General features: G+C 71.3%; 46 protein-coding genes. 6 read left to right on the forward strand and 40 right to left on the reverse strand.

Annotated features, from left to right (window positions below; translation table 11 throughout):
* On the reverse strand, window positions 1-1,427 hold a 1,427-nt coding region (locus AB0917_RS15480), incomplete at its 3' end, for a hypothetical protein (protein WP_366820037.1).
* 154 nt (window positions 1,428-1,581) lie between these two features.
* On the opposite strand from AB0917_RS15480, the gene AB0917_RS15485 reads away from it, so the two are divergent.
* Window positions 1,582-2,073 carry a hypothetical protein gene (locus AB0917_RS15485; RefSeq protein WP_366820038.1) on the forward strand — a complete coding sequence of 164 codons (492 nt, stop codon included), beginning with the start codon at window positions 1,582-1,584 and terminating at the stop codon, window positions 2,071-2,073.
* A 230-nt stretch (window positions 2,074-2,303) separates the two neighbouring features.
* Here AB0917_RS15485 and AB0917_RS15490 read toward each other — a convergent pair whose 3' ends face one another.
* The 12 genes from AB0917_RS15490 to AB0917_RS15545 form a co-directional block, all read right to left on the reverse strand.
* The gene (locus AB0917_RS15490) at window positions 2,304-2,474 is read right to left on the reverse strand and encodes a hypothetical protein (RefSeq protein ID WP_366820039.1); all 171 of its coding nucleotides are present in this window, start codon (window positions 2,472-2,474) and stop codon (window positions 2,304-2,306) included.
* 89 nt (window positions 2,475-2,563) lie between these two features.
* Window positions 2,564-3,937: a hypothetical protein gene (locus AB0917_RS15495; RefSeq protein ID WP_366820040.1), complete on the reverse strand. Its 1,374-nt coding sequence runs from the start codon at window positions 3,935-3,937 to the stop codon at window positions 2,564-2,566.
* Window positions 3,937-4,338 carry a hypothetical protein gene (locus AB0917_RS15500; protein WP_366820041.1) on the reverse strand — a complete coding sequence of 134 codons (402 nt, stop codon included), beginning with the start codon at window positions 4,336-4,338 and terminating at the stop codon, window positions 3,937-3,939. Before AB0917_RS15500 ends, AB0917_RS15495 begins: the two co-directional genes overlap by 1 nt.
* A 26-nt stretch (window positions 4,339-4,364) precedes the next feature.
* A complete protein-coding gene (locus AB0917_RS15505; protein ID WP_366820042.1) occupies window positions 4,365-5,300 on the reverse strand; it encodes a hypothetical protein in 936 nt (311 codons plus the stop codon).
* Window positions 5,297-5,536 carry a hypothetical protein gene (locus AB0917_RS15510; protein WP_366820043.1) on the reverse strand — a complete coding sequence of 80 codons (240 nt, stop codon included), beginning with the start codon at window positions 5,534-5,536 and terminating at the stop codon, window positions 5,297-5,299. Before AB0917_RS15510 ends, AB0917_RS15505 begins: the two co-directional genes overlap by 4 nt.
* Window positions 5,533-5,676 carry a hypothetical protein gene (locus AB0917_RS15515; protein ID WP_366820044.1) on the reverse strand — a complete coding sequence of 48 codons (144 nt, stop codon included), beginning with the start codon at window positions 5,674-5,676 and terminating at the stop codon, window positions 5,533-5,535. Before AB0917_RS15515 ends, AB0917_RS15510 begins: the two co-directional genes overlap by 4 nt.
* Complete coding sequence (locus AB0917_RS15520; protein WP_366820045.1) at window positions 5,673-6,833, reverse strand: hypothetical protein; 1,161 nt, start codon at window positions 6,831-6,833, stop codon at window positions 5,673-5,675. The genes AB0917_RS15515 and AB0917_RS15520 overlap by 4 nt, the downstream gene beginning before the upstream one ends.
* A gap of 126 nt (window positions 6,834-6,959) precedes the next feature.
* Window positions 6,960-7,394 carry a hypothetical protein gene (locus tag AB0917_RS15525; protein ID WP_366820046.1) on the reverse strand — a complete coding sequence of 145 codons (435 nt, stop codon included), beginning with the start codon at window positions 7,392-7,394 and terminating at the stop codon, window positions 6,960-6,962.
* Window positions 7,395-7,511: 117 nt separating this feature from the next.
* Window positions 7,512-7,697 (reverse strand): hypothetical protein, encoded by a 186-nt coding sequence (locus AB0917_RS15530; RefSeq protein ID WP_366820047.1) that lies wholly within the window; start codon window positions 7,695-7,697, stop codon window positions 7,512-7,514.
* Entirely contained in the window at window positions 7,697-7,828 is a 132-nt protein-coding gene (locus AB0917_RS15535; RefSeq protein ID WP_366820048.1) for a hypothetical protein, read from the reverse strand. The genes AB0917_RS15530 and AB0917_RS15535 overlap by 1 nt, the downstream gene beginning before the upstream one ends.
* Entirely contained in the window at window positions 7,828-7,950 is a 123-nt protein-coding gene (locus AB0917_RS15540; RefSeq protein WP_366820049.1) for a hypothetical protein, read from the reverse strand. The genes AB0917_RS15535 and AB0917_RS15540 overlap by 1 nt, the downstream gene beginning before the upstream one ends.
* Window positions 7,950-8,318, reverse strand: coding sequence for a hypothetical protein (locus AB0917_RS15545; protein WP_366820050.1), 369 nt, complete (start codon window positions 8,316-8,318; stop codon window positions 7,950-7,952). Before AB0917_RS15545 ends, AB0917_RS15540 begins: the two co-directional genes overlap by 1 nt.
* Before the next feature lie 232 nt (window positions 8,319-8,550).
* Between AB0917_RS15545 and AB0917_RS15550 the strand changes: the two genes are divergently transcribed.
* From AB0917_RS15550 to AB0917_RS15570, 5 genes are all read left to right on the forward strand, one after another.
* Entirely contained in the window at window positions 8,551-8,886 is a 336-nt protein-coding gene (locus AB0917_RS15550) for a hypothetical protein (protein WP_366820051.1), read from the forward strand.
* A 350-nt stretch (window positions 8,887-9,236) separates the two neighbouring features.
* Window positions 9,237-9,692: a hypothetical protein gene (locus AB0917_RS15555; protein ID WP_366820052.1), complete on the forward strand. Its 456-nt coding sequence runs from the start codon at window positions 9,237-9,239 to the stop codon at window positions 9,690-9,692.
* Between the two features lie 114 nt (window positions 9,693-9,806).
* On the forward strand, window positions 9,807-11,084 hold the full coding sequence (locus tag AB0917_RS15560; RefSeq protein WP_366820053.1) for a hypothetical protein: 1,278 nt from the start codon (window positions 9,807-9,809) through the stop codon (window positions 11,082-11,084).
* 134 nt (window positions 11,085-11,218) lie between these two features.
* Complete coding sequence (locus AB0917_RS15565) at window positions 11,219-11,443, forward strand: hypothetical protein (RefSeq protein WP_366820054.1); 225 nt, start codon at window positions 11,219-11,221, stop codon at window positions 11,441-11,443.
* 76 nt (window positions 11,444-11,519) lie between these two features.
* A complete protein-coding gene (locus AB0917_RS15570; protein WP_366820055.1) occupies window positions 11,520-11,648 on the forward strand; it encodes a hypothetical protein in 129 nt (42 codons plus the stop codon).
* 106 nt (window positions 11,649-11,754) lie between these two features.
* On the opposite strand, the gene AB0917_RS15575 is transcribed toward AB0917_RS15570, so the two are convergent.
* From AB0917_RS15575 to AB0917_RS15705, 27 genes are all read right to left on the reverse strand, one after another.
* Window positions 11,755-12,210, reverse strand: a complete 456-nt coding sequence (locus AB0917_RS15575) for a hypothetical protein (RefSeq protein WP_366820056.1) — start codon at window positions 12,208-12,210, stop codon at window positions 11,755-11,757.
* A gap of 221 nt (window positions 12,211-12,431) precedes the next feature.
* Window positions 12,432-12,626: a hypothetical protein gene (locus AB0917_RS15580; RefSeq protein ID WP_366820057.1), complete on the reverse strand. Its 195-nt coding sequence runs from the start codon at window positions 12,624-12,626 to the stop codon at window positions 12,432-12,434.
* 190 nt (window positions 12,627-12,816) lie between these two features.
* Window positions 12,817-13,593 carry a hypothetical protein gene (locus tag AB0917_RS15585; RefSeq protein ID WP_366820058.1) on the reverse strand — a complete coding sequence of 259 codons (777 nt, stop codon included), beginning with the start codon at window positions 13,591-13,593 and terminating at the stop codon, window positions 12,817-12,819.
* A 186-nt stretch (window positions 13,594-13,779) separates the two neighbouring features.
* Window positions 13,780-14,055, reverse strand: a complete 276-nt coding sequence (locus tag AB0917_RS15590; protein WP_366820059.1) for a hypothetical protein — start codon at window positions 14,053-14,055, stop codon at window positions 13,780-13,782.
* The gene (locus AB0917_RS15595; protein ID WP_366820060.1) at window positions 14,052-14,462 is read right to left on the reverse strand and encodes a DUF6085 family protein; all 411 of its coding nucleotides are present in this window, start codon (window positions 14,460-14,462) and stop codon (window positions 14,052-14,054) included. Before AB0917_RS15595 ends, AB0917_RS15590 begins: the two co-directional genes overlap by 4 nt.
* Window positions 14,459-14,899 (reverse strand): hypothetical protein, encoded by a 441-nt coding sequence (locus tag AB0917_RS15600; protein ID WP_366820061.1) that lies wholly within the window; start codon window positions 14,897-14,899, stop codon window positions 14,459-14,461. Before AB0917_RS15600 ends, AB0917_RS15595 begins: the two co-directional genes overlap by 4 nt.
* Window positions 14,896-15,099 carry a hypothetical protein gene (locus AB0917_RS15605; protein ID WP_366820063.1) on the reverse strand — a complete coding sequence of 68 codons (204 nt, stop codon included), beginning with the start codon at window positions 15,097-15,099 and terminating at the stop codon, window positions 14,896-14,898. Before AB0917_RS15605 ends, AB0917_RS15600 begins: the two co-directional genes overlap by 4 nt.
* A gap of 169 nt (window positions 15,100-15,268) precedes the next feature.
* Window positions 15,269-15,649, reverse strand: coding sequence for a hypothetical protein (locus AB0917_RS15610; RefSeq protein WP_366820064.1), 381 nt, complete (start codon window positions 15,647-15,649; stop codon window positions 15,269-15,271).
* Window positions 15,649-16,251, reverse strand: coding sequence for a hypothetical protein (locus tag AB0917_RS15615; protein WP_366820065.1), 603 nt, complete (start codon window positions 16,249-16,251; stop codon window positions 15,649-15,651). The genes AB0917_RS15610 and AB0917_RS15615 overlap by 1 nt, the downstream gene beginning before the upstream one ends.
* Window positions 16,248-16,406, reverse strand: coding sequence for a hypothetical protein (locus AB0917_RS15620; protein ID WP_366820066.1), 159 nt, complete (start codon window positions 16,404-16,406; stop codon window positions 16,248-16,250). Before AB0917_RS15620 ends, AB0917_RS15615 begins: the two co-directional genes overlap by 4 nt.
* A 115-nt stretch (window positions 16,407-16,521) precedes the next feature.
* Entirely contained in the window at window positions 16,522-17,820 is a 1,299-nt protein-coding gene (locus tag AB0917_RS15625; RefSeq protein ID WP_366820067.1) for a PH domain-containing protein, read from the reverse strand.
* A complete protein-coding gene (locus AB0917_RS15630) occupies window positions 17,817-18,392 on the reverse strand; it encodes a PH domain-containing protein (RefSeq protein ID WP_366820068.1) in 576 nt (191 codons plus the stop codon). Before AB0917_RS15630 ends, AB0917_RS15625 begins: the two co-directional genes overlap by 4 nt.
* Before the next feature lie 77 nt (window positions 18,393-18,469).
* On the reverse strand, window positions 18,470-18,946 hold the full coding sequence (locus tag AB0917_RS15635; RefSeq protein WP_086779670.1) for a DUF6011 domain-containing protein: 477 nt from the start codon (window positions 18,944-18,946) through the stop codon (window positions 18,470-18,472).
* A complete protein-coding gene (locus AB0917_RS15640) occupies window positions 18,946-19,290 on the reverse strand; it encodes a hypothetical protein (RefSeq protein ID WP_366820070.1) in 345 nt (114 codons plus the stop codon). Before AB0917_RS15640 ends, AB0917_RS15635 begins: the two co-directional genes overlap by 1 nt.
* Window positions 19,287-19,508: a hypothetical protein gene (locus AB0917_RS15645; protein WP_366820072.1), complete on the reverse strand. Its 222-nt coding sequence runs from the start codon at window positions 19,506-19,508 to the stop codon at window positions 19,287-19,289. Before AB0917_RS15645 ends, AB0917_RS15640 begins: the two co-directional genes overlap by 4 nt.
* Window positions 19,505-19,903 (reverse strand): hypothetical protein, encoded by a 399-nt coding sequence (locus AB0917_RS15650; RefSeq protein ID WP_366820073.1) that lies wholly within the window; start codon window positions 19,901-19,903, stop codon window positions 19,505-19,507. Before AB0917_RS15650 ends, AB0917_RS15645 begins: the two co-directional genes overlap by 4 nt.
* Window positions 19,900-20,145, reverse strand: a complete 246-nt coding sequence (locus AB0917_RS15655; protein WP_366820074.1) for a hypothetical protein — start codon at window positions 20,143-20,145, stop codon at window positions 19,900-19,902. The genes AB0917_RS15650 and AB0917_RS15655 overlap by 4 nt, the downstream gene beginning before the upstream one ends.
* On the reverse strand, window positions 20,138-20,740 hold the full coding sequence (locus tag AB0917_RS15660; protein ID WP_366820076.1) for a hypothetical protein: 603 nt from the start codon (window positions 20,738-20,740) through the stop codon (window positions 20,138-20,140). Before AB0917_RS15660 ends, AB0917_RS15655 begins: the two co-directional genes overlap by 8 nt.
* Window positions 20,741-20,824: 84 nt before the next feature.
* Window positions 20,825-21,145 carry a hypothetical protein gene (locus AB0917_RS15665; protein WP_366820078.1) on the reverse strand — a complete coding sequence of 107 codons (321 nt, stop codon included), beginning with the start codon at window positions 21,143-21,145 and terminating at the stop codon, window positions 20,825-20,827.
* On the reverse strand, window positions 21,142-21,372 hold the full coding sequence (locus tag AB0917_RS15670) for a hypothetical protein (RefSeq protein ID WP_366820079.1): 231 nt from the start codon (window positions 21,370-21,372) through the stop codon (window positions 21,142-21,144). Before AB0917_RS15670 ends, AB0917_RS15665 begins: the two co-directional genes overlap by 4 nt.
* Complete coding sequence (locus AB0917_RS15675) at window positions 21,369-21,584, reverse strand: hypothetical protein (RefSeq protein ID WP_366820080.1); 216 nt, start codon at window positions 21,582-21,584, stop codon at window positions 21,369-21,371. Before AB0917_RS15675 ends, AB0917_RS15670 begins: the two co-directional genes overlap by 4 nt.
* Window positions 21,584-22,498: a hypothetical protein gene (locus AB0917_RS15680; RefSeq protein WP_366820081.1), complete on the reverse strand. Its 915-nt coding sequence runs from the start codon at window positions 22,496-22,498 to the stop codon at window positions 21,584-21,586. The genes AB0917_RS15675 and AB0917_RS15680 overlap by 1 nt, the downstream gene beginning before the upstream one ends.
* On the reverse strand, window positions 22,498-22,713 hold the full coding sequence (locus AB0917_RS15685; RefSeq protein WP_366820082.1) for a hypothetical protein: 216 nt from the start codon (window positions 22,711-22,713) through the stop codon (window positions 22,498-22,500). The genes AB0917_RS15680 and AB0917_RS15685 overlap by 1 nt, the downstream gene beginning before the upstream one ends.
* A complete protein-coding gene (locus AB0917_RS15690; protein ID WP_366820083.1) occupies window positions 22,710-23,189 on the reverse strand; it encodes a hypothetical protein in 480 nt (159 codons plus the stop codon). Before AB0917_RS15690 ends, AB0917_RS15685 begins: the two co-directional genes overlap by 4 nt.
* Window positions 23,186-23,623 carry a hypothetical protein gene (locus AB0917_RS15695; RefSeq protein WP_366820084.1) on the reverse strand — a complete coding sequence of 146 codons (438 nt, stop codon included), beginning with the start codon at window positions 23,621-23,623 and terminating at the stop codon, window positions 23,186-23,188. Before AB0917_RS15695 ends, AB0917_RS15690 begins: the two co-directional genes overlap by 4 nt.
* Window positions 23,620-24,621, reverse strand: a complete 1,002-nt coding sequence (locus tag AB0917_RS15700) for a hypothetical protein (protein ID WP_366820085.1) — start codon at window positions 24,619-24,621, stop codon at window positions 23,620-23,622. Before AB0917_RS15700 ends, AB0917_RS15695 begins: the two co-directional genes overlap by 4 nt.
* A 38-nt stretch (window positions 24,622-24,659) precedes the next feature.
* The gene (locus AB0917_RS15705; protein WP_366820086.1) at window positions 24,660-25,514 is read right to left on the reverse strand and encodes an HNH endonuclease; all 855 of its coding nucleotides are present in this window, start codon (window positions 25,512-25,514) and stop codon (window positions 24,660-24,662) included.
* Window positions 25,515-25,583 lie beyond the last annotated feature (69 nt).

Below are 25,583 nucleotides of genomic sequence, written 5' to 3' on the forward strand. Positions count from 1 at the left end.
GCGCCTGGGAGATCGCCCGCCGCACCGAAGAGTATGCCAAGGGCATGCTGGTGCCCGGCACCCTGTTCGAAGAGCTGGGCTGGAACTACATCGGCAGCGGTGCGGGTGGCTGCTCGGTTGTCCTCCAGGACCATGGTGGGCAGGAGCTGGTGCGCGCTGGCGCGGGTGGGCTCACCGACCCGGGAGTGCGTACCGGCCGGGGTGATCCACCCGAAGCGGACCGGGGCGTCCTCGCTGACCTGGAAGGTGTAGCCGAGGAACCGGAGGGCTGCGTCGTGGCTGTGGCGGAAGTCGTGGGCGCCGGGGTAGGACCGGGTAACGATGGTCCGGGCCTGGTCGGGCGTCAGCTGCGGGGCGGCCGGCGCCTCGGCGGTCTCGCGGTCGCACATGCCGCACAGGCGCACGCTCGGGGTGCCGTCGACCGCCTCGTCGGCCACCACGGCGGCGTATACCCCGCACGCCTGGCACTCCACGTTGTGGCGGCGCACGCGGCGCCGGTACGTGGCCAGGTCCTCGACGGAGTAGACCAGGGGATCGGCGGCCCCAGTCACGAGGACGTTCACGCGGGAGGGGTGGCGCTCGTCCGGGCGGCAGTCCTCGACGGTGAGGTCCTGGCCGTCGACGTGGAGGATGTCGCCGGACATGGACCAGTAGGCCAGGGCGCAGGGCTTCGGGCCGGTGTAGGAGACGGCGGTGGTGTGCTGGCTGGTGGGCTGGTCCCGGTGGGTACGGGCCGGGCGCAGGCTGCCGGGGCAGCTGCCCATGATGCCGCGACGGCGCGGGTGCGGGGCGAGCAGTCCCGGGGCGTCCAGGGGGGCGGTGTGGTCGTCGTAGCCGCACAGGGCGTGAAGGCCGACCCAGAAGTCCGGGCCGTGGAACGGGAGGGGGCTCTCGGCCAGCACCTCCGCGATGGGGGTGGGCTCGACCCAGGCCCGGAACAGGCTGGGACCTCCGTAGGTCTCCATGCCGGTGATCGTCCAGCCCAGGGTCTCCAGGGTGCGGGCGGCGTTGCGCGCCTCGTCGTAGGGGAGGTCCGTGGTGAACAGGGGCTCGGTCTCGTCGGTGCGGGTGACGGTGATGCGGTGGACGGTGGGGCCCTCGGCGGTGCGGATGTGGTTGTAGTCCGCGAGGTGGCGCACCGGCTGCGCCTCCTCCGCCGGGGCGGGGGCGGCGGGGGCGGGCGCCTCGGCGGGGGTCGCGCGCTCCAGCATCCGCTGGACGTTCTTGATGCAGCGGGTGCACTCGGCGCCCATCTTGGTGAGGTCGGCGTCGGCGAGGAGGTGGGCGCCGCCGAAGCTCTGGTATCCGCACAGGAGGGCCACCTCGGGGCGGCCGGTGTTGGTCGCGTAGTGGATGGCCTTGCCCTTGCCGCAGCGGGCGGGGGCGACGTTGGCGGCTGCCTGCTTCTCGGCGGGGATCTGGGGCATGGGGTCCTCCGGCGGTAGGGGGGCGGGCTGTGTGTCGTTCCCAATACGCATAGGTTTGCAAGCTCAGGTTGCAATGTCAAGTTGCAACACGCATGAGCTAACGGCGCGTCTGTTGCGCTACGACATTGCAACCTGATGTGGCACACTGAGCGCCATGGCGACCCACGACCCCACGACGCAGGCTCTGGCAGAGCTGGACGCGCTCACCAGAGCGTTCACGAAAGCGGAAGAGATCCTGGAGCAGGCGCGCAAGCCGCTCCATGCCGCGATCATCAAGCACCTCAAGGCGCGCAGCGCCCCGCCCGGACTGATCGCGGACCACACCCCGTATGACCGTGTCTACGTCGGCAGGATCGGCAAAAAGGCAGGGGTGCCGCCGCTGCGCGGGCCGAACGCGGCCCCGGCTCCTGACTACGACGAGAGGACGTCGGCCAAGGCGCTGCGGGAGCTGGACCGACTCTCGGCCGCGTGGGAGGTGGCGAGCGAGTTGGTCGAAGAGGCGCGCACGCCGTTGCACGCCGCGATCATCAAGCACTACACGGAGCGGACGGTGAGGCCCGGGGTGCTCGCGGACCACACCCCGTATGACCGCAACTACGTGGGCCAGCTCGTCAAGATGGCCGGGGCCCCGCCCATTCGGGGCTGACGGGCCGGTCGCCGGCGGAACCCGGGCGCGAGGAAGGGGCCACACACCATGGGGCGTGTGGCCCCTTCCTCACGCCCGGCTCATCGCGCTGGAGAGTCAGCACTTCTCGTCGGGCGGCGGCCCCTCCGCGGAGCACCCACACCCACACTGGACGCAGCGAGAACCGCGCACGGGCGGCGTGCGCGGCTCTCATTTCCCGGCCCCCTCGGGGGCGCTGCGGGCCGGGCGGTCTACCCGTGGCGAATGAGGATCGTGACGCCGATGATCGCGAACATCAGGGCGCCGGCAGCCCACTGCTTCACGGGGACGTCGGTGAACCGGAACGGGGGCCGCTCGGGCAGGGCGTCGGCGCGCGCGCAGCAGCAGCACTGCACCGGGTGGGCTTGCTGGTTGTGGCTCATGGCCGTCCCTCCGTGAATTCTGATCACCACCACTATGGCCCAATCCGGTGATCCATTGCTACCCCCAGCGGCCACTCGGTCACGGACAGTCAGTCCAGCCGGCGCTCCACCTTGGACGCGGACGGTCCCGCCTGGGGGTTCGGGACGATCCGGAATCCTTGCTTCCGCTCGGCCGGGGTCCACTCGGTGCCCTGTGCACTCAACTCCTCTCCAGGGGCGTTGGCAGTGTTGTTGGCGTTGGCGTTGGCGCTCTGACCTGCGACAACACTGCCTCCCTGGGGGGGGCTCTGAGGTGAGGGCAGAGGCGGGATGTCCTCGTGGTGTGTGCCGGGCCCGTTGCCGGCCGGGGTGCGCACCCCCTCGCGGTAGGGGATACCGGCTCCGTCGAGCGCCCTTTTCAGGGCCCGGGTGTCGGGCAGTGAGAGGTGCTGGGCGAGCGCGGTGTGGAGCACCCCGCTGCCGCCTCGGTAGAGGTGGTGGAGGCCTCGGATCAGCTCCTCGCGGGAGGGTTCGGGAGAGGCCTCGACGGGCACCTCTTGGACCTCCGGGGCGGGGGTCTCCGCGGCCGCCTCGTCGGCCTCTCCGGGGGGCTCCTCGGAGGGGTCGGCGGGGGTGTCCTCGCTGGCTTCGGTGGGGGGAGCGGCGGAGGCTGCCCGCCGGCCGCGCAGCCGGTCCTTCCAGGACGGGGCAGGGGAGTTGGCGGGCTTCTCCTTGGCCGCTCCCTGAGTCTCCTCGAGGGCGCTCTCGGCGGGGGCGGTCTTGCCCTTCGCGGGGGCCTTGGCGTCCTTCTCGGCCGCGCCCTTCTTCTTGCCGTCGCCCTTGGTCGCCCCCTTGGTCGCCCCCTTCTTCGCTGGCTTGCCTTCGGGGATTTCGATGTGACCGGTGGCGGCCATGACGGTGGCGAGGAGGGCCACGGCACCGATGGCCCACGGAGTGATGGGGTGCTCCCCCGTCAGCTTCACGGCGGCGTACACCACGGTGGCGACCATGCCAGCCCTGGCGCCGAGGCTGCCGCGCTCGCCGAACTTCCCGCACATCCATCCGGTGAGGAGGACCAGGAGCACGCCGATCCCCCGGCCGTACCAGGCCAGCATCCGGCCGACGTCGTGCAGCAGTCCGGCAAGGGCGCGGAGGGACCAGCGGAGGGCGCGGGCCAGTGGGGGGCTGACGTTCCTGGCGGCCTCGGCCGCGAGGGGGCCGAGGGCGGCGAGCGGGCGCGGGTCGATGTACGGGCGGAGGTCCGGCACCGTGATGTACCCCCGGGGGGCGGAGGCCTCCTCCTGGTCGGGCTCCCCCGCCTCCTCGGCGGTCTCGTCGTCAAGCAGCTCGGGGGCCAGGTGGGGGGCGGTGGCCTCCCAGGTCGCGGGAGGCAGCGGAGTCCACTGGCCTCCCGGCCCCGGAGCCTCGTGGAACGGGGGCTCCGGGGCCGGGTCGGGGACGACGTGGAGGTGGGCCGGGCTCATCAGGCGAAGCTCTGCATGATGCCGGTGATCTTCTCGGCGGCGAAGGAGTAGCCGCCACCCGCGCCGGACGCGACGTACCAGAAGATGATGCCGATCAGGGCCACCTGCCGGGTCGTGAGCTTCTTGTAGAGGATCACCCCGGTGAGGAAGAGGGCCAGGCCCGCCATGGTGGTGCCAGGGACGACGTCCCCGAACAGGGCAAGGGCGTCGTTGACGAGGCTGGACACGAGGTCGAAGGGCGGCCCGGCCGCCTTGTACGCAGACCCGGCAACCATGGCCAGGAACAGCGTCCACCACCAGCCGAGCGGCTTTACCTTGCCGCCGGTGGCCGTGCCGAACCACAGGAAGGCGGTCAGGCCGAGGGCCAGGCCGGGAGCGCCGAAGGCAGGAAGGAAACTCATGCTGCTTTCCGATCAGGGAGAGGTGGTCAGAGTGCGGCCGGGACGCCGTAGTACAGGGCGCCGACGATCATGGAGACGAGGGGGATGCGGGCCGCCCACGCGAAGAGGGGGAACCATCTGCGGGTGTGGTGATCAAGGGCCACAACACCGAGAGCGGGGAAGTACCAGATGAGGACGTAGAAGTCGCTCCAGGAGTCGTACGTCGCGACCAGGTAGGCGACCTCGTCGGTGACGAACTGAGGGACGCCGAGGTAGAAGCCGGCGCCGAGGGCGGTCCCGTTGTAGAGGAGGTGCCGGGTCTTGCGACTCATCCCCGTCCACGCCTCGAACGCGGACTTCTTGAGCTCGGTCGCGTCCTTGCCGTAGACGGGGCGCGTGTACTCAGTTGCCCCGGATCCCTTGAGCCCCCAGCGGCGGCGGAGGGTGGGCGAGACCTCGTCGGGGTCCTCGCCCTCCCTGCCGTCCTCTCCCCCGCCTCTCTCGGTGACCTCGGCGAGTTCGTCGTAGCCCTCTGGGAGATCGAGCTGCGTATCGCAGACATCGCACCAGAACGCAACGAGCTGGCCGAGGGTGCTGCGCACTTCGTGAGGGTTCAAGTGCGGGCACTTCGGCGCGGGTGCCTCGGGGGCGACCCCGTTGAACCACTGCTTCGGCTGGAGCGTCTCCGGGAGATCGCGCGGCTGCCATCCGGCGCGGCGCATCGTGCGTTCTCTGGTCGACTCCGGGCGAGGAGCGGTGATCGCCTCCCATTCATCACCGCCGACCGGCTCTGAGGCCGGCTCCGGAACCGGTGCCATCTCCCGCTCCGGCTCGGGCTCCGGCTCGGGCTCCGGCTCGGGCTCCGGCTCCACCACGAGGGCAGGCGCCGACCCCTGTCCGGGGATCTCCGCGAGCAGCGCATCCATGTCCGCGAGCAGCTCGTCCGTGTCCCGTCGCTTCCCGGTGGTCGTCGGGTCGCTCACCACTGCCCCCCGCGCAGGAGGGCGGTCACGAGACCGGCGAGGAAGAGCAGAGCCGGCAGGGCGGAGACGAGGGGGAGCGGGTCAGGCCGACGAGGCTCGCTCCGCGCAAGGGGCGGGTCGGGCCGGTACGCCGTCTCCGGCTCCCCGCTGCGGATGCCGAGGCCGAGCTGCCGGAGGTGTCGGCGGATGCGGAGCTCGTCGCCCCCGGGTCCGGTGGCCATCGGTCCCGTGGTCACCACGCCTCCGGCCAGAGGAGCGCGACGCCGAGGCCGAGCAGGGCGGCCAGGCCGCCGAGGAACCGGAGGTCGTGGGTACGCGCGTACAGCCCGGCCATCAGGCCGATGAGTCCGGTGGTCAGGACGATGTGGGTCATCATGATGCGGCCTTCTTCTTGTCCTCGCGGCGCCGGGTCCGGACGACGGTGTCGGCCAGTTGCGGGCGGTCGCCGACGATGGCGCGGACCTCGACGACGAGGTCGGCGTCGCTGATGGTGGGGGTCTTGGTCGTGATGTCGCGGACGGTCTGCGCGATACCGGCGCGGAGGGGGGTCGGCTCGAGCTTCGACTCGTCGACGGCGGCAGGCTCCTCCGGCTCCGGCTCCGGGGCGGGCCTAGCCGGTACGGGCTGCGGCTGTGGAGAAGCGACCGGAGGCACCGGAGGGGCGAGCGGCGCAGCCGGAGGGGAGACCGGAAGGTAAGACGGCGCGATGACGGCCGGGGCCGGTGCGGGGACCGGTGCAGGGGCCGCAGGGGCGGCCGGTACGGACACGGGCTGTCCGGACAGCAGCGTCCCCTGTCCGGACACGGCCGGGCCGGGCTGGAGGACGGGCGCCTCGACCACGGAGGTGATGGCCTCGGTGGCGGCGAGTTCGCTCGCCCCGTAGACGGCGCGGTTGTAGGCCGCAGTCCGGTCGAGACGCTGGCGGTGTCCGGTCACGGCAGCGTCCGCCGTGATCTTCTCCTTACGGCGGCGCAGCCAGTGCGAGACGCCCCGGGAGAGCGGGACGGCGTGCTGCTCCAGGACCAGGACGCACAGACCCTTGGCGATGAGGTCCACCACGGCGCCGACCCCGCCCGCGATCGGCTCGCCCTTGTCGACGCCGAACGCGACGACGGCGCCCATGGAGACCAGGAGGAAGAGCCATCCGGCACGCCGGGCCTTACGAGCACGCTCCGGCTCCAGCCGCGCGACGTACTCCAGCGCCTGGCAGACCAGCCACGAGACACTGAAGATGCAGGCGACGCCGTACGCGATCGGCGCAAGAATCAGCTTGTCCAGCAGGCCACCGACGCTCGCGGCCGTGCTCGTGACGGCGATGAGCGAGACGCCGACCGCGACGCACGTCGCACCACGGAGAATCAGCCCGTCCCAGTCGCGCGGAGGGACCGGCTCCCACGCGGTGTACGGGACCTCTTCGGTCTCCGCTACGCCGTTGATCGTGGTCGTCTCCAACCGGAAACGCGTCACCGGCCGGTAGCGGACACCGGGGATACGCGGCTGGTGGTCGGGGTCGACGGGGGTCTGGTCGGTCATCGTGATGCCCTTTGCGCTCGTGGAACGGAAGGAGGACCGGGCCGCCTCCCCAGGGGGGGGCAGCCGTCACAGGGAGCGCCCCGGGCCCGATGCGATCGGACCCGGGGCGGCGTGGCGGGGTGCAGGTCAGCCGCAGTGCCTGGCGTCCACGGACCGCTTCGTGTGCTGGCGGGGGTTGGTCCCCGGGCTGGCCTTGGCCACCACGGAGATGCACCGTCCGCCGGTGCCGGTGAAGATGACCGGCCCGGCGTACGAGCGGTACAGGCCCTCATCCGAGTTGATCTTGCTGGTGCCGAGGACCGTGGCCCACACGTGGAGGTACCGGGTCGAGAACTTGGAGGACACGGTCTTCACGCAGTTCGTGCCGCCACGGGCGGGCGAGAAGTACACCTCGATACGCGCGGAGCCATTGATCTGGTACGTGCCGACCCGCTTACCGGGGCAGGCGCCGGTCGGCGGGGCCATCGAGCTGGCAGCGGCGGGGGTCGGGGCCAGCAGGGCCGCGGCGAGCGCGATGACGGCCGGGGCCGCGACGAACTTACTGGTGCTGATGATGCTCATGGGGGGTCTCCTTGAGAGATAGGGGTGGCCGACTGGTCGGCCGGGGAGGGGCCGCGGGCGGGCGCTGAGAGGGGATGGGCACCCGCCCGCGGCGGTTATGAGGGGCGAAGCCCTGGGTCAGCGGCTCGTGATCTGGTCGTCGCGGAAGCGGACGCCCTCGTGGGTGAGGCACTGCCACGGCGTCGGGTCGCCCGGAGTCCGGGCGTCCCACACCACCTCGCTGCCGGTCTCGGACTGGTGGATCTGGGCCTGGCGCTGCACGCCGCCGTCGATCCACGTGTGCACGTACGGGTAGGTCGCCATCAGGACCGGCCACCCTTCGCCGCCGCACTCGCGCCGGCCTTAGCCTTCGCGTCCGCAGCCTTCACGGCCTTCGGGTCACGCTGAGCGGCACCGGCCTTGTACGCGGCCGCTGCCTTCTGCTGCTCGCTCATCAGCTCCGGCCTCCGCGCGCACGGTCCTTGTCGACCTGCGCCTGACGGTCGACCCGGGCACGCTGGAGAATCTCGGCGGCCGAGGCCCCGTGGTCCTCGGCGGGATGCGTCGTTTCCGTCATCAGACCGTCGCCCCCTCGATCGAGGTGCGGACGAGAGCGAGAGCGGCACGGCCGGTGTCCAGCCCGGTCTCCCCGGCCACCTCCTGCTCCTGCCGGATCGGCTGCTGCGGCACCTTCGCCGGGATGCGCTGCCCCGGCACGCTCGGCGTCTTCTCGCCCTCCGCCTGGCGCGGGATCCTGACCGGCGCCGGGACCGGCACCTGCTCCGGACGCGGACCAGGGATCTTCGGGAGCCAGGGAGCGTTGGGGTCCTCGTCGTCGGCCCACGCACACGGCGCGACGACCGACGCGACAAGCGCGGCGAACGTGCCCACCGACTCATCGGTGAGGTCCAAGGTGATGCCGGACTTCTGATCAGTACAGTTCATCTGTCAGCTCCTGTTAGAGGCAGGTTCTGGCGTCCCGCTCGTGTGCGACCACGACCGGGGTTGAAGGCGGTGCCCGGAGTGCGACCTCCGGGCATCGCCGTTTTCAGCAGCCCCGACCTCCGTGTGCGACCACGCAGGGTGGGGCTTTGTGCTGAGCAACGTGGGGTTGCCTTGCCCAATGTATGGGATTCCCATACATTGGGCAAGCGCCGACCCGCAGAAAAGGACCGGGATGGCCGAGGAAGAGGCATTCGAGGAGGAGGCGCAGCGCGTGTTCGACGCACTGGATGGCCTTGTGGCGATGGAGGATCCAGCGGCCCAGGCTCGCGCGATCAGCCGGATCCTCAAGGAGCAGCCGAAGAGAAATCAGCAGCTCAAGGCGATCCGTCGCACCTTCGTGCTGGACCAGCGGGCTGCGAAGGTGCCGTATCGCACGATCGCAACCCAGCTCGGCGTGTCATCTGGCACCGTCCAGGACATCGAGCGCGGCTACTCGGGGTCGGGGAGCGACCGACCGAAGTCGACGAGAAGGAGAACCGCAGATGACGACAGCCCAGGCGGCGAGTAGGCCGGTGGCGGTGTACCGGCTGTTCGCGGAGGACGGCACGCTGCTGCACATCGGGGCGGCGTTTGACCCGGACCTCCGATGCAGAGCGCATCGCTCCACACTGACGAGTGAGGCCAACCTTGGCGCGCACTGACTGGGCGCCCGGCCGGGCGGTGTGGACATCCGCCCGACCGGCGCCCGGCACACTACACGGCGCACTGGTGGCCCCCCTGTGATGTTCGAGCAGGGGGTCCTGCTGCTGTCCGTTCACCTGGTCGAGGAATGCCCCGTGCGGCTGACGTCGCCGGGTTGACCGGGTCCGTGGCGGTCTGGGCCGATACGTTCGGCGGTCCACGATCAGGAAGGACGTCATGCGCAGGGTTTGGCTTTCGGTAGGGGCTGCGGTATTCGCGGCCGGGATGCTCACGGCGTGCAGCGGTGGGGACATCGAGGGGGACACCTCGTCCTCGACGGCCGCGGCCGGTGCGCCCGCGAAGGAGGCGCCGGCGGAAGCGGTGGCGTCCAAGGACGTCAAGATCGTGAAGTCCGGGTTCGAGGATCACGACACCTGGGGGCCGGGCGCGTACGTCGTCCGCTGGTCGATCACGAACAGCGGGGACGAGGAGGCCGGCTATTACGCGGGCCTGGACTTCGTCGACTCTGCCGGACGGGTCCTCGGCTCGACCGGGATCACGGCGGACAAGGTTGGGCCGGGATCGACCGCCAAGGGCGATATCGCGCCCCTGCCGGTCGAGATCGATAAGGGCAAGATCACAGACATCACAGGGGTTCGCGTCACGGATGTGGACCGCACTCCCACGCCGTAGAACACGGCTTGACGCCTGGTCAGAGACCTGTGTCACAGTTGAAGCCTTAGCGCGGCCCCGATCGGAAGTGGGTTCCGGTCGGGGCCGCTTGGCGGACTAGCAAGGAGTCCACTGGTGACCACTGTATGCGCGCTATCGCTCAGGGCGGAAAGCGCTCGTCTCTCCTTCCACGCCCGCGTCCAGGAGCTGGGCGGGACAGTCATCGAACCGACCTGGCTTGGCATCAGAAAGCCGCACCGGGTCTTGTGCGCGGCCGGACACGAGTCGTCACCGCTTCCCTCCAACCTCTCGCGCGGTCGCGGGATCTGCCCGACATGCGGCAGGCTCGCCTCCTTTGCCACCCGGAGCCAAAGGGCATGGGAGACGTTCCAGAGCCGGGTGACCGAGCTGGGTGGCACCGTCCTCGAACCGGTATGGCTTGGCTCCGACCAGCCGCACAGGGTGCGCTGCGCGTCGGGTCACGAGGCCGCTCCCACACCGTCCAACCTGGCAGCAGGTAAGGGCATCTGCCGGAAGTGCTCCGGGCGCGATCCGCAGACGGCATGGGAGGCATTCCGGGGCCGCGTCGCCGAGATGGGCGGCACCGTCCTCGAACCGATCTGGCTCGGCAACAGGACCCCGCACCGAGCGCGCTGCGCCGCCGGACACGAGACCTCCCTCCTGCCGAACAACGTCCAGCAGGGCAAAGGCATCTGCCTGGTGTGCAGGGGGTGGGACCCCACCACACAGTGGACTCTGTTCCAGGCACGCGTCGCCGAGTTGGGCGGCACCGTCCTCGAACCGGAGTACCTCGGGTCCACCGCACCTCACCGGGTGCGCTGCTCTGTCGGTCACGTTGCGACACCTCGACCGGGGGAAGTTCTCCCGGGCCGTCGCGCGCTCTGCCGCGCCTGCTCAGGTAAGGACCCGCTGACGGCGGAGCAGGAGTTCCGAGCCCGGGTCACGGAGCTGGGCGGCACGGTTCTCGAGTCGGAGTGGATGGGTTCGCTCGTCGCACACCGGGTTCGGTGCGCGGCCGGGCATGAGAACGCGCCGACGCCGAACAACGTGCAGCAGGGCGGCGGCATCTGCCGGAAGTGCCTGGGCATGGGGTGGGACGTGTTCTACGTCGTGACTGACGACCACACCGGCCGGGTGAAGTTTGGCATTACGAACGGGGAGGGGCGGATCCGGCTGGCCCGCCACGCGCGGGACGGTTACACCACGGTCCGATGGCTCCTGAAGCGGCTACCGGAGGATCTCGCCTGGCACCTGGAGCGGAGTGTCCTGCTCAGGCTTAAGTCGGCAGGGATGAGCCCGGTGAAGGGGCGCGAGTTTTTCGACGTGGCCGCGCTGCCGCTGATCTTCACGGCGGCGGGCGAGCTCCTGGAGGCGCAGGTCGACCGGACCTAACCCGGGCGCGCCGCTGCAGGACCCCCCGCCGGAGCATCCGGCCGGGGGGTTTCCTGTTGTCCGGGGTTGTTCCGGACAACCTGTCCGGACGGTGTCCGGGTGCGTCCGGACATGGGTCGTCGGAGGGTGGGGGTATGTCTGGACACCTGCCTGTCGTCGTCTATCCGCCGAGCCCGACCGGTGGCCGCCGTGTCCGGGTGGACGGGACGATCCTCGGGCTCGCGTACGGCCTGGGTGACGTCGCAGAGTTCTTGCGCCGGGCCGGCCTTGAGGACGTGGATGAGGCGACGGTCGAGGGCTCCGCGCTGATCGAGTGGCGCGGTGGCGGGCCGGACGTGTGGGCGTTGCCGGGCGCGTGAGCCCTTCCCCCCTGGTCGCGGCATGTTCCTGGTGCCGCGAGGGTTACCTGCGTTGACAGGTAGAGAGGAGGTTGGGATGGCAGGGACGACAGGTCTCGTCGTGGCGGTGCTGGGTGTGTGTGCGGTCGCCGTGGTGGCGGTGCTCGCGCGGGCCCGGGTGGAGATCGCCCGTATCAACTCGCGGTCCACCGGCTCGAAGCGCTGACCCTGGGGTGCCGTCCTCGGCCGTGGTGGCGGGGGCGGCATGGGCGTGCCCCCGCCATCACGGAGACGGGCGGGGGCGCTGGGGCGCTGGATCAGGTGGGACGCTCCTAATCGTTCCGGCTCGCGGCAGCGATGGCCGCGGCTACCGCGACCCATCCTTTGTGCCATGCCTGGTCTAGGAGGGCTCCGGCGTACGGGTCGCTCTTGAGCCATCCGCTTTTGTCCTTGTGGGCGATGCGGACGAGGAGGGGTGCGTCGTCGGTGTCGTCGGCCCAGTGGCCGGCGCAGCGGTCGACGGCGTAGTGGGTGATCGCGGACAGCGCGAGGGCGGCGGCCGTACGGCGGGGGTCGAGGCGGAGGCCGAGGGCCCGGTTCGCGGCCAGGAGGGAGGCCGCTTGGGTGAGGCTGTAGGTCGTGACGTGGCGAGCGCAGGCGGCGGCGCCTTCGCGGCCGGGCTTGCCCTTGGCCTGGGCGTCGGTGTTGCTCTGGACGATGTAGTCGCCGACCTCGTGGGCTGCGGTGAGCAGGGCGTAGACGGCGGCGAAGCGGGCAGCGCGAAGCATGGTGGCTCTCCGGGGTGTTGGTGGTGGTGCCGGCGAGGAGACCAGTGTGGCCGCTCGGTCGCCGGTGAGCTGTCCAGACGGGGATGTTGGGTGGGCGCTGTGGGTCACAGGGGGCGCGCGAGCTGCGTCCGGACGCGGGCGTGCCCCGCCCCCTCACGGAATCGAAGAGGGCGGGGCACTAGGGGCGCTGTCCCACGAGGGACGGTAGCGGCTTTTCGTGATCAGTTGGGGACTCGGCGTCCTTCGGTGTCGAGTTGGGTACGGATTTGTGCCGCGAGGTCCAGGACCACGTCGGCGGGCAGGTCGCGGGTGCCCTCGTAGGTGGTGCATAGGCGCCCGCTGTCCCGGGACCGCAGAGGCCCGGTGATCTCCCTGTCGGTGTCCGAGATGGCGATGGTGGCGCCGCTGAGCCGCATGAGGGTGTGCAGTCGGTCGCCTTCGTCGGTGATTGCGTCGATGTGGTCGGCCAGGAGGGGGCGAGTCCCCGGACCGTGGTGATGGTCATTCCGTCTCGCTGCCGGGTGCGGACCCTTGTGGTGACTGTCTCGGTGGGGTGGGGGCATCCGGGGGTGGCGTAGGTGTAGGTGGCTGCGAGGTCTAGTGCGGTCATGGGGTCGGCCTTTCCTGGTCGGTGGTGGGCTCTGGATGGGTGGGTGTGGGGTCGTCGGAGTGGTCGCCGCCTGTCAGCCAGGCGTCGACGGTGGGGCGCGACACGCCGGACCAGCGGTGCATGTCCGCCTTGAATCCCCAGCGAGGCTTTGCGCCCTGCTCCCTGGAGGCGTTGGACACCAGGCTGGAGAGGCCGGCTTTCGTGGCCGTCACGGCCGCTTCGAGCTGTGCCAGGTGCACGCCTTGTGCCATGACGCGCTGCTCGGTGGTCAGTCTGGGCGGCCTGTGGGTGTCGATGAACTCGGCGAGCTCGCGGGCGGTGGCGTCCCAGTCCCGCACGAGGGGGCTGAAGTTGATGTCCGTAGAGTTCCGCTTGATGCGGCCGATGTGGGCGGTGCCCAGATATCGGTAGCGCAGCGCGTCGCGGTGCATCTCCTCGATCCCCTTCCCCAGCATCCGGGCCTGGTGCTCGGCGGTGTCGCCGGTGGGGATCGGGTGCCTGGCCAGCAGTGCGGGCCAGATCTCGTCTTCGGGCCGGAGCGGGGGCCAGTCCAGCTCTCCGGCCTCGGCGATGACGTGCCAGCCGTACGCGGCCGGGTCCTCCTCGCGCACCTCTGCCGGCTTCAGGACGCGGCAGGCCCAGAGCAGGGTGAGATCGGGGTCGATCAGAAGGATGGCGCTCCGGGCGTACACCTTCGGGGTGTGGCCGAGGCGCTGGTATGCGCGGGCGAGCTGGACCTGTGTCTCGTGTCTCCGGCTGTATTCGATCTCCATGTAAAGAACTTTACAGAAGTCGTAAAGTGCTTTACATAGCCTTTCGGTGGGTACATATGAGCGAACGGTCTCTGTGCGAGTGACGTCGCAGCCGCATCGCGTGTGACACGGCTGCGACATTCACCCGCTTCACTCATGCCCGTAGAAGCACCACGGCCGGAAGGGTGATCCGGCCGTGGTGGAGGGTCAGCGACGGTGGGCCGGCCCATACGGGGACTGCCAGGCGGGCCGCCGGGCAGCGGTCGGCGTCGTACGGAGCCGCTCCGCGAGCTGCCTGAGCGAGGCGAGGGCGGCGAGGGCATGGTGGGCGAGGGCGCCGAGCTGGTCGACGATCGCGCGGACCTGTGTCCTGATCCGGACGCGCGCCGCGGCGAGTCCGGCATCGCGGAAGTACGCGCAGGCGTGGGCGAGGGCGGCGCCGACGGCTCGGGCCTGGTCGAGGGTGAGGCGGGTGATCTTCACGGAATCAGTTCCTGTCCGGTGGGGCAGTCGTGGCAGCCGGTGCGGGTGGCGAAGGGCGGGTTGTCGAGGAGGTCGGCGGTCGCGTCGGGGCGGGGGCAGTCCAGGCGTGAGCAGGTGACGTATCCGCCGACGGCGAGGAAAAGGCTGCTGCGCCCACAGGCGGGGCATCGGCCGCTGATGCGGTGGCCGGTGGGCGGGAGCATGCCGGTGACGTGGCCGAGGGCTGCGGCGGCCAGGACAGCGCAGTGCTCAATCACGCTCGCCTCGATCCGGTCGTCGACGCGCTGCTGCATGACGGCCCGCATGGCTTCTGTCATCTGGCCGAGGAGGCTGGTCGGCTCCGGCGTCCGGACGCTGTCCGGGCTCGTGGTGTCGGGGCGGGGGGCGCCCGGGGTTGGGGTGGTCATGAGGTCGCTTTCTGGTCGGTGAGGGTGGTCGCGGGTGAGGCCGGGGTGCCGGTGCGGTGGTAGACGCGCAGCCGGTCGAGCAGCTGCTCGGCCGCCGCTTCCGCGCAGGCCGGGGAGAGGCCGAGGGGCCATCCGGCGTGGGATTCCTGGAGTGCCTCCGCGAGCTCGGCGACGGTCACCGCCGTGTCCGGTAGAGGGGAGTCGATGAGCTCGCCGGGCGGGACGAGCGCCTCGTCCCAGATGAAGCCGCACCTCCCGCACGTGCGCTCCAGGCGCTCGCCCTTCGGTGACGGCGCCGACCGTGGCCGCTCGTTGCTGCTGTATTCGCCGGCAGCGCGGTAGTCGGTGTAGGCGTCGACGTGCGAGCACTTCCCGCACAGCGGGTTGTCGCCGCTGAACGGCGGGAGCGCGGCGTCGGGGGTGGGCGGGGTGGTCACGGGCGCTCCTGGTTGTCGAGGAGGGTGAGGGCGTGGAGGAGGAGGCCGCGGCAGATCGCCCGTTCGCGCGGGTCGTCGAGCGGGGTCTGGTCGATGGCGTACGCCGTGGTGAACCCTCCGCTAAGGCCGGGGCTGCTGACGTACTGGAGGCGGGGGCCGGGCGGTGGTCCGGGCGGGAGGATCAGCGGGAGGTCGATCATGCGCGACGGGTCCTTCGGATCGATGTGACGGTGGCGGGCGGAAGAGGTCGGAGAATGTAGCCGTGATGCCGGCACGCCGGATCCGGCCAGCCGATCCAGGGGCTGCCGTCCGGGTGCCGGACGTGCGGGCACGGGCAGTCGTCGGGAAGGGCCCGGTGGATGGTCGCCATCAGGACTTGCGTACCGGGGCAGGGGCGGCGGGCGGCGGGACCTTGGCCACCGGGGCCAGGCTCTTGGCGGCCGGAGGCTTCCGGTCCGGCGCCGGGCCCGGGGCCGGGGCCGCCTTCGTCGGGGCGTCAGCCCGTCCGTGTCCGTACTGGTCGGTGGCTGTGGTGCTCGGTGTCGGGCTGCTGCTCGGCGTCGTGGTGGTGAGGAGGCAGGGGCGGGGGTCGCTGGTCGGAACGAGGTCCCCGCCGGCCGTACGCACGGCGGTGCAGTGCGGGACGGTGCCCGTCGAGCTGGGGGTGCTGCTCTTGCCGCAGCCGGTCAGGGCGAGGAGCGCGACGGTCGCGATCACGGCGGTTGGGACACGGGTGGTGGATGTGTTCATCAGAGTTCGCCTTCTTCGACCTTCCGGGCCTCGAACTGGCCAAAGGCATCGGGCGCGGGGATGGGCGGCGGGGCCGGCTTCCCGTCGTCGTTGGACCTGACGATTCGGAAGCACGCCGGGTGGCATTCGGCGCGACGCTCGGCTGCCGTGAAGGCGTCGTTGACCCAGTACGGCTCTTCGGGGTCGTGGGCACCGGTCGTGATGGCCTTGATGAAGGGGACGGCGTCCCAGTCGCCCCATCGGAAGGCGCGCAGGAGCATGGCTGCGACGGCTTCGTCCCGGGAAAGGCCGACGTCGTCGAGGCCCCACTCGGTGGCGCCTTCGATGTACGAGATCACGTCATAGTCGTGACTGTCCTGGCTGACGGGGCAGGTCTGTGGGCTGCCCGGCCGGACGATGTGCTCGGCGAGTTCGCGAAGCATGTCGGCCATGCGCCGGGTCGCAGCGCCCTCGACCTCGGTGTCCCGGTCCAGCTCCCCGTACTCGGTGCGGATCTCCTCGTCCATCTGGTCCTGGAGCCGGGTGATGGCGTCAGCGGCCTCCATGAGGTGGGCGCGCCGGGTGGGGTCGTCGAGCGGGGTGCGCTCGGGCTGAGTGGTCACCGGACCCCCTCGCGGTAGAGCTCGGCGCGCTCTTTGTGGACGCCGGTCATGCGGCGGTTGTTCTTGCCGTAGCAGGCGGCTCCTCGGACGCTGTGGCATTCGGGGCAGGCGGCCATCAGCTCGGGGCGGGTGACGGTGGGTTCGCGGCGGGGCATGTGGTGATCTCCAGTTCTGCGAGCGGTAGCCCGCTGTCGATGTGGTTGAGGAGGGCCCGGAGCCGGGCCATGGCCTTGGCCTTCGGGCCCCGGCAGGCCGGGCAGGGTGCGGCGCTCATGCCGGTACCCGGGCCGGGTCGGTGGTGCCGGGTTCGTCGGCCGTGAGCGGGTGCGCGTGCTCCTTCGACTGGGCGTGGAGGAGCGGGGCGAGGTCGGCGGCCTCCTGGGTGGTGCGGTGCGTGGCCTGGACGCTGCTGCCGCCCGACAGGGTCGCCTTGACGGTGGCGAGGCCGAGCCGCCGCTGCCACGGGCCTTGGTCGACGGTCACCGTCTGGATGCGGGCGACGGGGCACACCGTGACGAGGTTCCGGAGGAAGTACCCGTTCCACGCGGTGAGGTACCCGTCGTGGAGGCGGTATCCGAGCGCCCGGTGGAACAAGGTGGCGCGGCGGGCGGCCGGGGGTGCGGGGATCGCGTCGGTGAGGGAGACGAGCGCGGCCGGGCCGAGGAGGTGGAGGACCAGCTTCTCCGCGACGGGGCGGGGGCAGACGGGCACGAGGATGCCCGGGGAGCCCGCGCCGACGACGGCGGCCTTGACCTGGACCCAGTCGAAGCGCCGCCACAGCACCGGCTGGTGGAGTTCGAGCGACGCGATCCGGGTGTCCCGGTAGGTGTACTGCTGGGTGTCGAACATGCCGTGGTCGACGCGGTACTGGCCCAGGCCGGCCCGGGTGACGGTCCAGCCGCTCCAGGCGAAGAACCGCTTCCCGGTCAGGCGCCACAGCTTCGGAGCGAACACGAGGACCGTGGACAGGGTGAGGAGGTTCCCGGAGGTGACGTACGGGCCTGCGGCGAACGCGCCGAGGATCAGGGACCTGATGTTCGTGGCGACGTCGAGGAGCAGCGACAGGGCGAGGTCCTTCACCGTCACCCGGTACAGCGTTTCGTCGGTGGTGTCCTCGGCCAGGATGCGGGCCTTGAGCGCGCGGGCCTGGTTCAGAGTCAGGTACGACAGGGTCATCGTCGTGCCTGGCATGACGACGCGGAGCGTGCAGACGCTGAGGGGGCGGCCGAGGAACGGGCGGCCGATATCGACGCTCTGCACGTGGCGGAGCTCCATACGGCGGCCGACCTTCACCAGGAGCCCGTACCGGTACTCCAGGACGTCGCGGTCGAGGCGGAAGTGGCTGTGCCTCCACCCGATGACGAACGCCGTGGTGACGGCGGCGACGATCAGCGTCAGGGCGAGGACGGCCGCCCACAGCGGCACGTTGATGCGGTCCTTCGTGCCGGTGGAGCCGACGGCGAAGAGGTCGTGCTGCTGGAACAGGAACAGCCCGAGGGCCAGGAGGACGGCCCAGCTACGGCGCAGGGGGGTCACCGGGTGAAGGCGCCCCTCGATCGGCTCGTTCATGCGGCGAACCTCCGCTCGCGGGCCAGCTCGGTCAGCCGCTCGCGCAGCAGGTAGGCGACGCCAGGGTCCAGGTCTTCGAGGGAGCCGCTACCGCCGGCGGTGCGGACGACGAGGGTCGCCAGGTTGTAGCGGCGCTGGATGGGCCCGGACTCCACTTCCACTTCCTGGATACGGGCGTAGGCCAGGGTCGTCATGCTGCGGAACAGCAGCCCGGAGCGGATGTGCAGCTCCTCGTCGCCGAGGTGGTAGCCGCGGAACTGCCAGGCGGCCTTGATGCGGTTCCACCGCCAGGCGTAGAGCAGGACAGGGACCAGGGCGACGAGCGCCATGCGGTGGTCCCACCAGGCGTACAGGTCGTGCCAGTCGCGGGACTTGGCCGCGACGAGGGATACCGCGCTGGTGATCGCGGCGGCGACCGCGCCGAGGAGGGCGCTGGTGCCGAGGAGGGCGAGGCCGGACGTGATGCGGTTGACGGTCACGGCGCGCTCGGGGTGCCGGGTCAGCTCAACGTCGTCGAGGGTGAACGGCGGTACGGGCGGGTTCATGGTGCTGCCGCTGGTGCGGGTCGGCATGGGTGCCTCCAGGTGGGTGTGGTGTGCTGGGCTGGGGCGGCCGCCCCCGATTTGGGCGGGGGCGGCCGTCCTGCCGCTCAGGCGGGGCTGGCGGCCAGGTGCTCGGCGTGCGCGCGGGCGACCTCGGGGGTGTAGTAGCGGGCGAGGATGTCGCCGGGGAGGTGCTTGCGGCACTCGGGGCCGATGCCGTACGCCTTCGACAGGTCGTCGTGAAGGACCCGGGCGCACTGGCAGCAGCGGATGTTCCACTCGGTGAAGCGGTGCCCGGCTGCCGTCGGGTCCTCGGTGAGCGCCGCGATGACGTCGGTGAGGTAGGTCCGGCGGCTCTCGGACCAGGCGGCGATGAACCGGTCCCGGGCGGCCCGGTCGGCGGGGACGTCCGCACGGCGGGGCATTGGCGGCCCCCACCAAGCCTTCGCCGGCCACGGCTTGAGGCCGTTGACCTTGGGGGTGATCACGCGCCGCCAGTACGTCATCGTGTCCGGGTCCTGTGGGTCGAGCACCGCGTAGTAGCCCTTGGCGATGGGGCCCAGGTCAGGCCAGGCGCCGGTCATCAGGCGGTCGCCGGGGTGGTGGGGAGCGTCCCGGCGGCGATCAGGGCGGCCAGCAGCTCCGGGGTGATCTCCTCACCGCCCGACGAGCCTTCCAGGGAGAGCCAGCACGGGGTGCCGCCGTTCATGGTGTACTCGCCGCCCTTGTAGCCGGTGTACGTCTCGCCCCGGGCGGCCCAGCAGGCGCCGAGCATCGACCCGACGGTGACGTTCTCCTCGGGCTCGAAGGCCAGCTCGTCGTAGTAGCCGCGGTAGCTGTGCGGGTTGGCGAAGCCGCGCGGGAGGACGAGCGCCTGATTCGGGGCGCACAGGGCGTCGATCAGCTCGTCGAGGGTCATGTGGGTCATCGGGATTCCTTCCGGGTGCGGGTGCAGGTGGGGCAGTGGTCGAGGAGGCGGCCGGAGGCCGTGGGGGTGGTGGTCCAGCCGTCGGCGTGGCCGTCGGCGCGGACCTGGTGGACCGTGCGGGACGTGAACCGGGGGCGGACGGCGGCGCTGTCGGGGCAGTCGGTTTCGGGGGCGGGCCCGTTGCACGCGACCTCGTAGCCGATGAGGTGGGCGGTCACTGTGCTTCGGCCTTCCAGAGCGGGCAGTCGACGACCGGCTCGGTGAACTCCGCGGGCCCCCGGGGGTGGCCGCAGGCTTCGTCCCAGTCGTTGCAGCCGCACTGCATCCCGGGGTGGCAGTTGTGGCCCGGGTCGACGAACTTCGGCTGGTAGTGGATGCACGTCGTGCAGCTGCGGGTGGCTGCGGCGTCGAGGTACTGCCGGGCCACCTCGACAGCGGCCGGGGGCAGGGCGGCCAGTACGGCGTCGGCGCGCCCGTAGGCGTTGGCTACGACGGTCGCGGGCCGCCGCGCCGCCGCGTACTGCGGGCTGTTGTTCTTCTGGGCCCACCCCATGAGGGCTTCGGCGACGTGGTCGCGCAGGAGGTCCGGGCTGCCGGTTGCGGGGGCGGTCACAGCGCCCGGCGCTTCTCGTCGAGGCCGGCGGCGTAGTCCTCCAGGAACCGGGCGTTCGCCTCGGCGCTCGCGGTCGCGGCCACGGTGGCGCGGGCGAGGGCGGCCAGCTCCCGGGCGTGGTTGGCCGCGATGCGGAGCGCCCCGTCCTGGCACGCGTCGGCGGGCAGGTTCTCGGACTCGTGCATCTCGACGAGTTCCTCGTGGACGGGCCGCACGGCGTCGAAGTCGATGGGGTTACGCATGGGGGTTCTCCTGGGAGTCGGTGGGCGTGATGAGGGCGGCCCGGCAGCCGGAGCACAAGGTCAGCCGGGCGGCCTCGTCGTCGGGCATCGGGTCGGTGGCCTGGAGGCCGGACGGGCAGAGGGTCCGACCGGCACCGTCGTGGGCGTGCTTCCACATCCGGTTCACCGAGCGGGCGTTGAAGACGTACGTCCGGCCGCTCTGGCAGAACGTGCAGGGGCCGGAGGGGTCGGGGCGGTGGTGCTCGCCGGGGACGGCCTTGTCGCCGATGAGGTTCTGGGGGCACTTCCCGGACGGTGCGGTGCTGATCACCGGGGCGTCGGGCGTGGGGGTGTCGGCGACCTCGGTCTCGATCCAGGCGCCGAGTGCCTTGGTGTACGCGGTGCGGGCCTTCGCGGCGGCGGCCTCGTGGCGGGCGATGTCGTCGCGGAGGACGGCGAGGTGCGGGGCGTGGCGGGTGAGCGGTCCGGCGACCCAGTCCGGCATCACCTTGGCGAGCTGGGCGACGGTCCGGCCGGGCCAGGTGCCGCGCGGGGCGAGGCAGGTCTTGAGGAAGGCGCGGACGTCGCGCTCGGTCTCCAGAGGGGTGAGGGTCACGATGGCCTTCTTGTTCGTGGTCTGTCGGGGTGGAAGGGTGGGGGTGCGGCCCGCCCAGCTCGAATGGGCGGGCCGCGGCTTGTGTCACCCGGCGACGTCGACGCCGGGCCAGTTGTCTAGGCCGGCCGCCTTCAGGCAGGAGAGCCATGAGCCGCGCTCCTCCATGGCCGCGACGTGTTCCGGGTTGAGCTGCCCGGCGGCGGCCAGGCACGCGGCGAGCACCACGGCGTCCGGGGTGTCGGCGGCGAAGTCGACGGTGCTCGCGCTGGGGCACTCCAGGTCGCAGTCCCCGGTGTCGCTCATCTGGGACAGGGCGGCTCCCGAGGGGTGGGAGAGCCGTGCAGGGGTGCCGGTCCATCCGGCGGCTTCCAGGGCTTCGGTGACGGTGGGTCGGGACAGGGTCATGGGTTGATCTCCAGTTGTCCGAGCGGGAGCCCGGCGGCGATGTGGGCGTGGAGTTCGCGCAGGCGCCGGTGCGCCTGATCGTCGTGCAGGTTGAGGGCGGTGCGGACGGGCTCCGGCAGGGCGTTCCAGCAGTGGCCGCACAGGTACCAGCGCGACCGCTTCGGGGCGCGGCAGGCGGGGCACGGGCTTGCGGTGTAGGCGCCGCGCGGGCGGGAGCGGCCGGTCATCGGCCGGTGTCCGTCGTGGTGGTGGTGGGCGTTCCGGGCCACGTTCCGGCCGCGATCTCCCTGGTGCGCTGCACCAAGAGGTCTTCCAGCCAGTCGATGCGCTGGTCCGCGCGGCGTCGCTCGGCTCGCTCGGCGGTGAGCTTGGCCCGGATTGCCCCCGGTGCGGCGTGCGCCGCGAACTCGGCCGGGTACCTGTCGTCCAGTCGTGCCATCAGGTGGTTGCTCCCTCGGTGCTGGTGGTGTTCTCGGCGGTGCGTTTCTGGTCGCGCTTGCAGGCCTCGCAGTAGGCCTCTCCGTCCTGCTCGAACTTTCCGTGCTCGGCCTGGTCGTGGCCGTGGCGGCAGAACGCGGGTGGGGGGCCAAGGCCCCGTACCGCGCGAACCTGCTCCCGTACGCGCCTGCGGCCGGGCTCGTCGTCCACGTGGGCCGGGTCGACGCAGTGCCGGAAGCCGCACTCGGCGCGTACCTGTCCCACCGGGTCGCGGCCGGTGCGCTTACGGAACGCGATGCCGGCCGGGCTGGCGGACTTCCCCCGGAGTCGGAGGATCGGGGTGCGGGACGCGGACGAGCGGGGGCCGAGCCACTCCAGGTGCCCGCCGTCGACCGGCCGCACGAGGGTGGCCCACAGCTCCTCTACGGTGGCGAACTGCGGCCCCCCTGCCCACTCGATTCCGGCGAGTTTCCGGATGCGGCTCACGGCCGCGCGGTCCACGCCGAGCGTGTCGGCGATCCGCGCGTTGCTCATCTGCGCGAGGAGCGCGCGGACTTCGGCGTCCTTGGGGTGGACCCAGTTCTCCCGGGGGCTCTTGACGATCGTGGCCGGGCCCACTTCAAGTTCGCGGCGGTGCCGGGCGATCGTGCGGAGGTCGGCCCCGGTGCGCCGGCGAACCTCGCTGTTGGTGTGGCCGTCCTTCAGCAGCTCCTGGATCTCCACGGCCCGGGGGTGCGGGGGGCGGCGGAACGCTGTGTGCGGTACCGGCGGGATGCCGGCCTCCTGCCGGATGCGGGCGATGGTCCGCTTCCCGATGAACGTGCGCCGGTGGACTTCCGCGTTGGGCAGGCCCTGACGCAGCAGGGTGAGGATCGTGGCCAGCTCCTGCGCGGAGGGAGCCGTGTTCCTGTGCATCACAGAGCCCCCGTCCACATCGTCAGTTCCTCGGCGGTCTCGGCGGCGGAGCGGGCGAGGTCGTCGCGGTCGGCCAGGACGTCGACCAGGGCGGTACGGCAGCGGGCCAGGAGCGCGCGCTGGTCGGCGGGCGCCTCCGGTCCGGCAGGGTCCGCGGCGAGGAGGGTGACCAGGTCGCGGATCTCGGTCAGGCGGGCGGTGTGGAGCTGGGTCACTGGACCTCGCCCCGCTCCTCGTTGCGCACGCCGAGCCACGTGAAGCCCTCGCCGTCGTCACACAGCCCGTCGTGGTCCGGGTCCTGCCAGGTGCAGAACGTCTCGCTGCCGACGCTGTTGTGGGTCATCTCCTCGCACCGCTCCGGCCGGACGTCGGCGACGGGGGCGAGGGGGGCTGCCCACCCGTAGTGCCGGGCGATCGTCTGGGCCGCGGCCTGGCCGTGCAGCGCGAGGCCGGCGAAGGGGTTGCGGGCCGCCCGCCGGGCTTTCAGCCTGGCCTGCATCCGGGCCAGGTGCTGGGCGCTGGTCGGCCGCGTCCAGATGTGGAGGCCGACTGACCGGCTCCATTGGGCGGCGTGACGACCGTGCTCGATGCCGCACCAGCGGCAGCCGAACGGGGCCGGCGGGGTGCCGTCCGGGTAGCGGATCGGTCCCCGGCGGAGCCCGGTGTCCGGGTCGCGGGTCACGGTGCTCATGCGTTGCTCTCTTCCGAAGTGCGCCCGTTGGGGCGCTGGTTGGGCGGGTAGTGGTGGGTGCCTCGGCCGGCGGCGGCCAGGGCGAGGGTGAGCGCGCGGGGGCCGTAGCGGCGGGCGGCTGCCTCCTCGCCGTGGTCGGCGACGGTCGCGAGGACGTCGGTGGTGGTGGCGTCGGTGACGGTGGCGGCCCCGTAGCGGCGGGTCCGGCAGAAAATGCACCGGTCTCCGTCCGTGGGATCGGTCGGTGCGCCGGGGTGGCGGGGGCACTGGTTCGCGGGGCCCTGCGCGGCGGCGAGGAGGCGCCGGGCCTCATCGATGGCGCGGGTCACGATGAGCAGCTGCTCCGGGGTCGCGGCGGCCGGGTCGAGCCGGTTGCCGTAGTCGCCCAAGGTGTGGAGCACGCGGACGAGTTCGGACAGCGGGGTGCGGTTCACGAGCAACTCACCACCTGGGCGTGCTCGGCCCACAGGCAGTCAGGGCAGCGGGCAGCGGGGTCCTGGGCGTGGTGCTCACGGCCGCATCCGCACACCCGCAGCGGAGCGCTGTGGTCCTGGCGGGGAACCGGCTGTGCGGCTGCGTGCGGGGCTGCGGCACCTCCGTAGGTGCCAGCGGGCATCCCGGTCAGGAACACGCCCTGTACCGGCACCTGTGGATCTTGAGCGGCCCCCTCGGCCTTCCGCTGGCACCCGTGACACAGACCGCTGGTCGCGCGCAGCAGTCGCACGTCGCACGCCGAGTTCGAGCACTTGCCCCACGGCCGTTCTTCAACCGGGGAACTCTCTGCTTTGCTGCTGCCCCCGCCGCCATCCACCCGAGGTTGAGTAACTACATCAGCCATCTCGTGGGTAACCCCCTGGGTTACCCCTGGGTTATTCGGACCACTGTGGCCCGAACCATTCAATCCACTGTGGCCCGAACCCGTTCGTGCCTCTGTGGCCCGAACTTCGTTCTCGCGCTCCTCGGGGAGTTCGGTCCTCTGTGGCTCGTTCTCCTCGCCCCCCAAGTTCGGGCCGCTGTGGCCCGAACTCTGCTCTGCCGGCGACTCCTTCCGGGATCGCGCGGTGGCCTTGAGGTGGTCGGCGGCGGCCTGCCAGTTCGGCCAGGGGGTCCGCAGCAGCGCGTACCTCGTCGCCTTACCCCTGCGCCGCTCGCCGTCGATACCGACGACACCGGCCAGGACCCCGGCGTCGAGGAACCGGCGCGCGTCCTGCTCACGGCATCCCGCCGCTTTCGCCATGTCCTGGATGCGGATCGGCTTGCCGTCCTTGAAGCGGAGCTCACCGGAGGCCGACGCCATGGACCGCAGCGCGTACAGCATCGTCAAAAATCCGCCCTTGAGCTGCCGAGGCATCTCCCGGGTCCAGCGCCAGGCGAGCGCGTTACCGAAGTCGTGCGCAGGGCACGTGCCCTGCTGCTCCGCGTCAGTGCTCACGTGATCTCTCTCGTCGTACGTCGGTGGGGGGGCGGAGGTCAGGCGTGCAGGGGCCGGTTGAGCGGCGGATGCAAGCTCAGCCGCAGTCGGACCTCGACCAGGTGCGCGAGGTCCCTGTCGGGGCATGGCAGGGCCACCCAGCGGGAGAACGGCATTCCGTCCCGGCGGTGAACGTGCAGCTCCTGGCGGAGCGCCACGGTCGTACCGACGAACAGGGGGCCGGTGGCGTCGATGAGCGCGTATGTCACCCATGTGCCGTCAGGCGGGGTGACGGCGTCCCGGGTGAACGGGTACTCCCCCACCCACGTGCCGTACGGTCCGGTCGGCCGGACCTCCACCGACGTGGCGTCGATCGCGGCGAGGATCCGCTCGTCCGGCCAGAGGCTGCTCTTACCGTCGTTGCACGACTCGCACGCGGTAACCAGGTTGTCCAGCTCGTCCGCCCCACCGAGGGCAGTAGGCGTGACGTGATCGGCTTCCAGCGGCGACATCGCCGCTGTGGACCCGCAGTACCGGCAGGCAAAGCCGTCGCGGCGGAACACCTCAAAGCGCATGCGTTTCGAAACGGGCACCGAGACTCCTTTGGTCGGGCACGCCCCTGCAAGCAACGCACCTTGTGGCCACAAAGCTAGGTCATTTGTAGCCACAAAAGCAACCAAGGCGGCACGTCGCTCGTGGCCACAATCCCCCCAAGCGATGCGCTTGCTTACGTAGCCACGACGCCTTACCCTCGGCGGCATGGCGACCGAGAGCGACGACCCGTACGACACTCCCCGAAAGTTCCGGGCACCAGACGATGAATGGATGCCGTTCCTGCAGGCCACGCAGGCCGTACACACGTCAGGTCGTAGCCCGCGCGCGCACGTCCTCCGCCAGTTCATCCGCTGGTACATGCGCCGGCCGGGGGCCAAACTCCCAGTCCGCCCCCCGGCCGGCCCGTGGTCCACGCAGACAACCGACTG

The organism is Streptomyces sp. NPDC007346 (assembly GCF_040703535.1).
GTDB lineage: Bacteria > Actinomycetota > Actinomycetes > Streptomycetales > Streptomycetaceae > Streptomyces.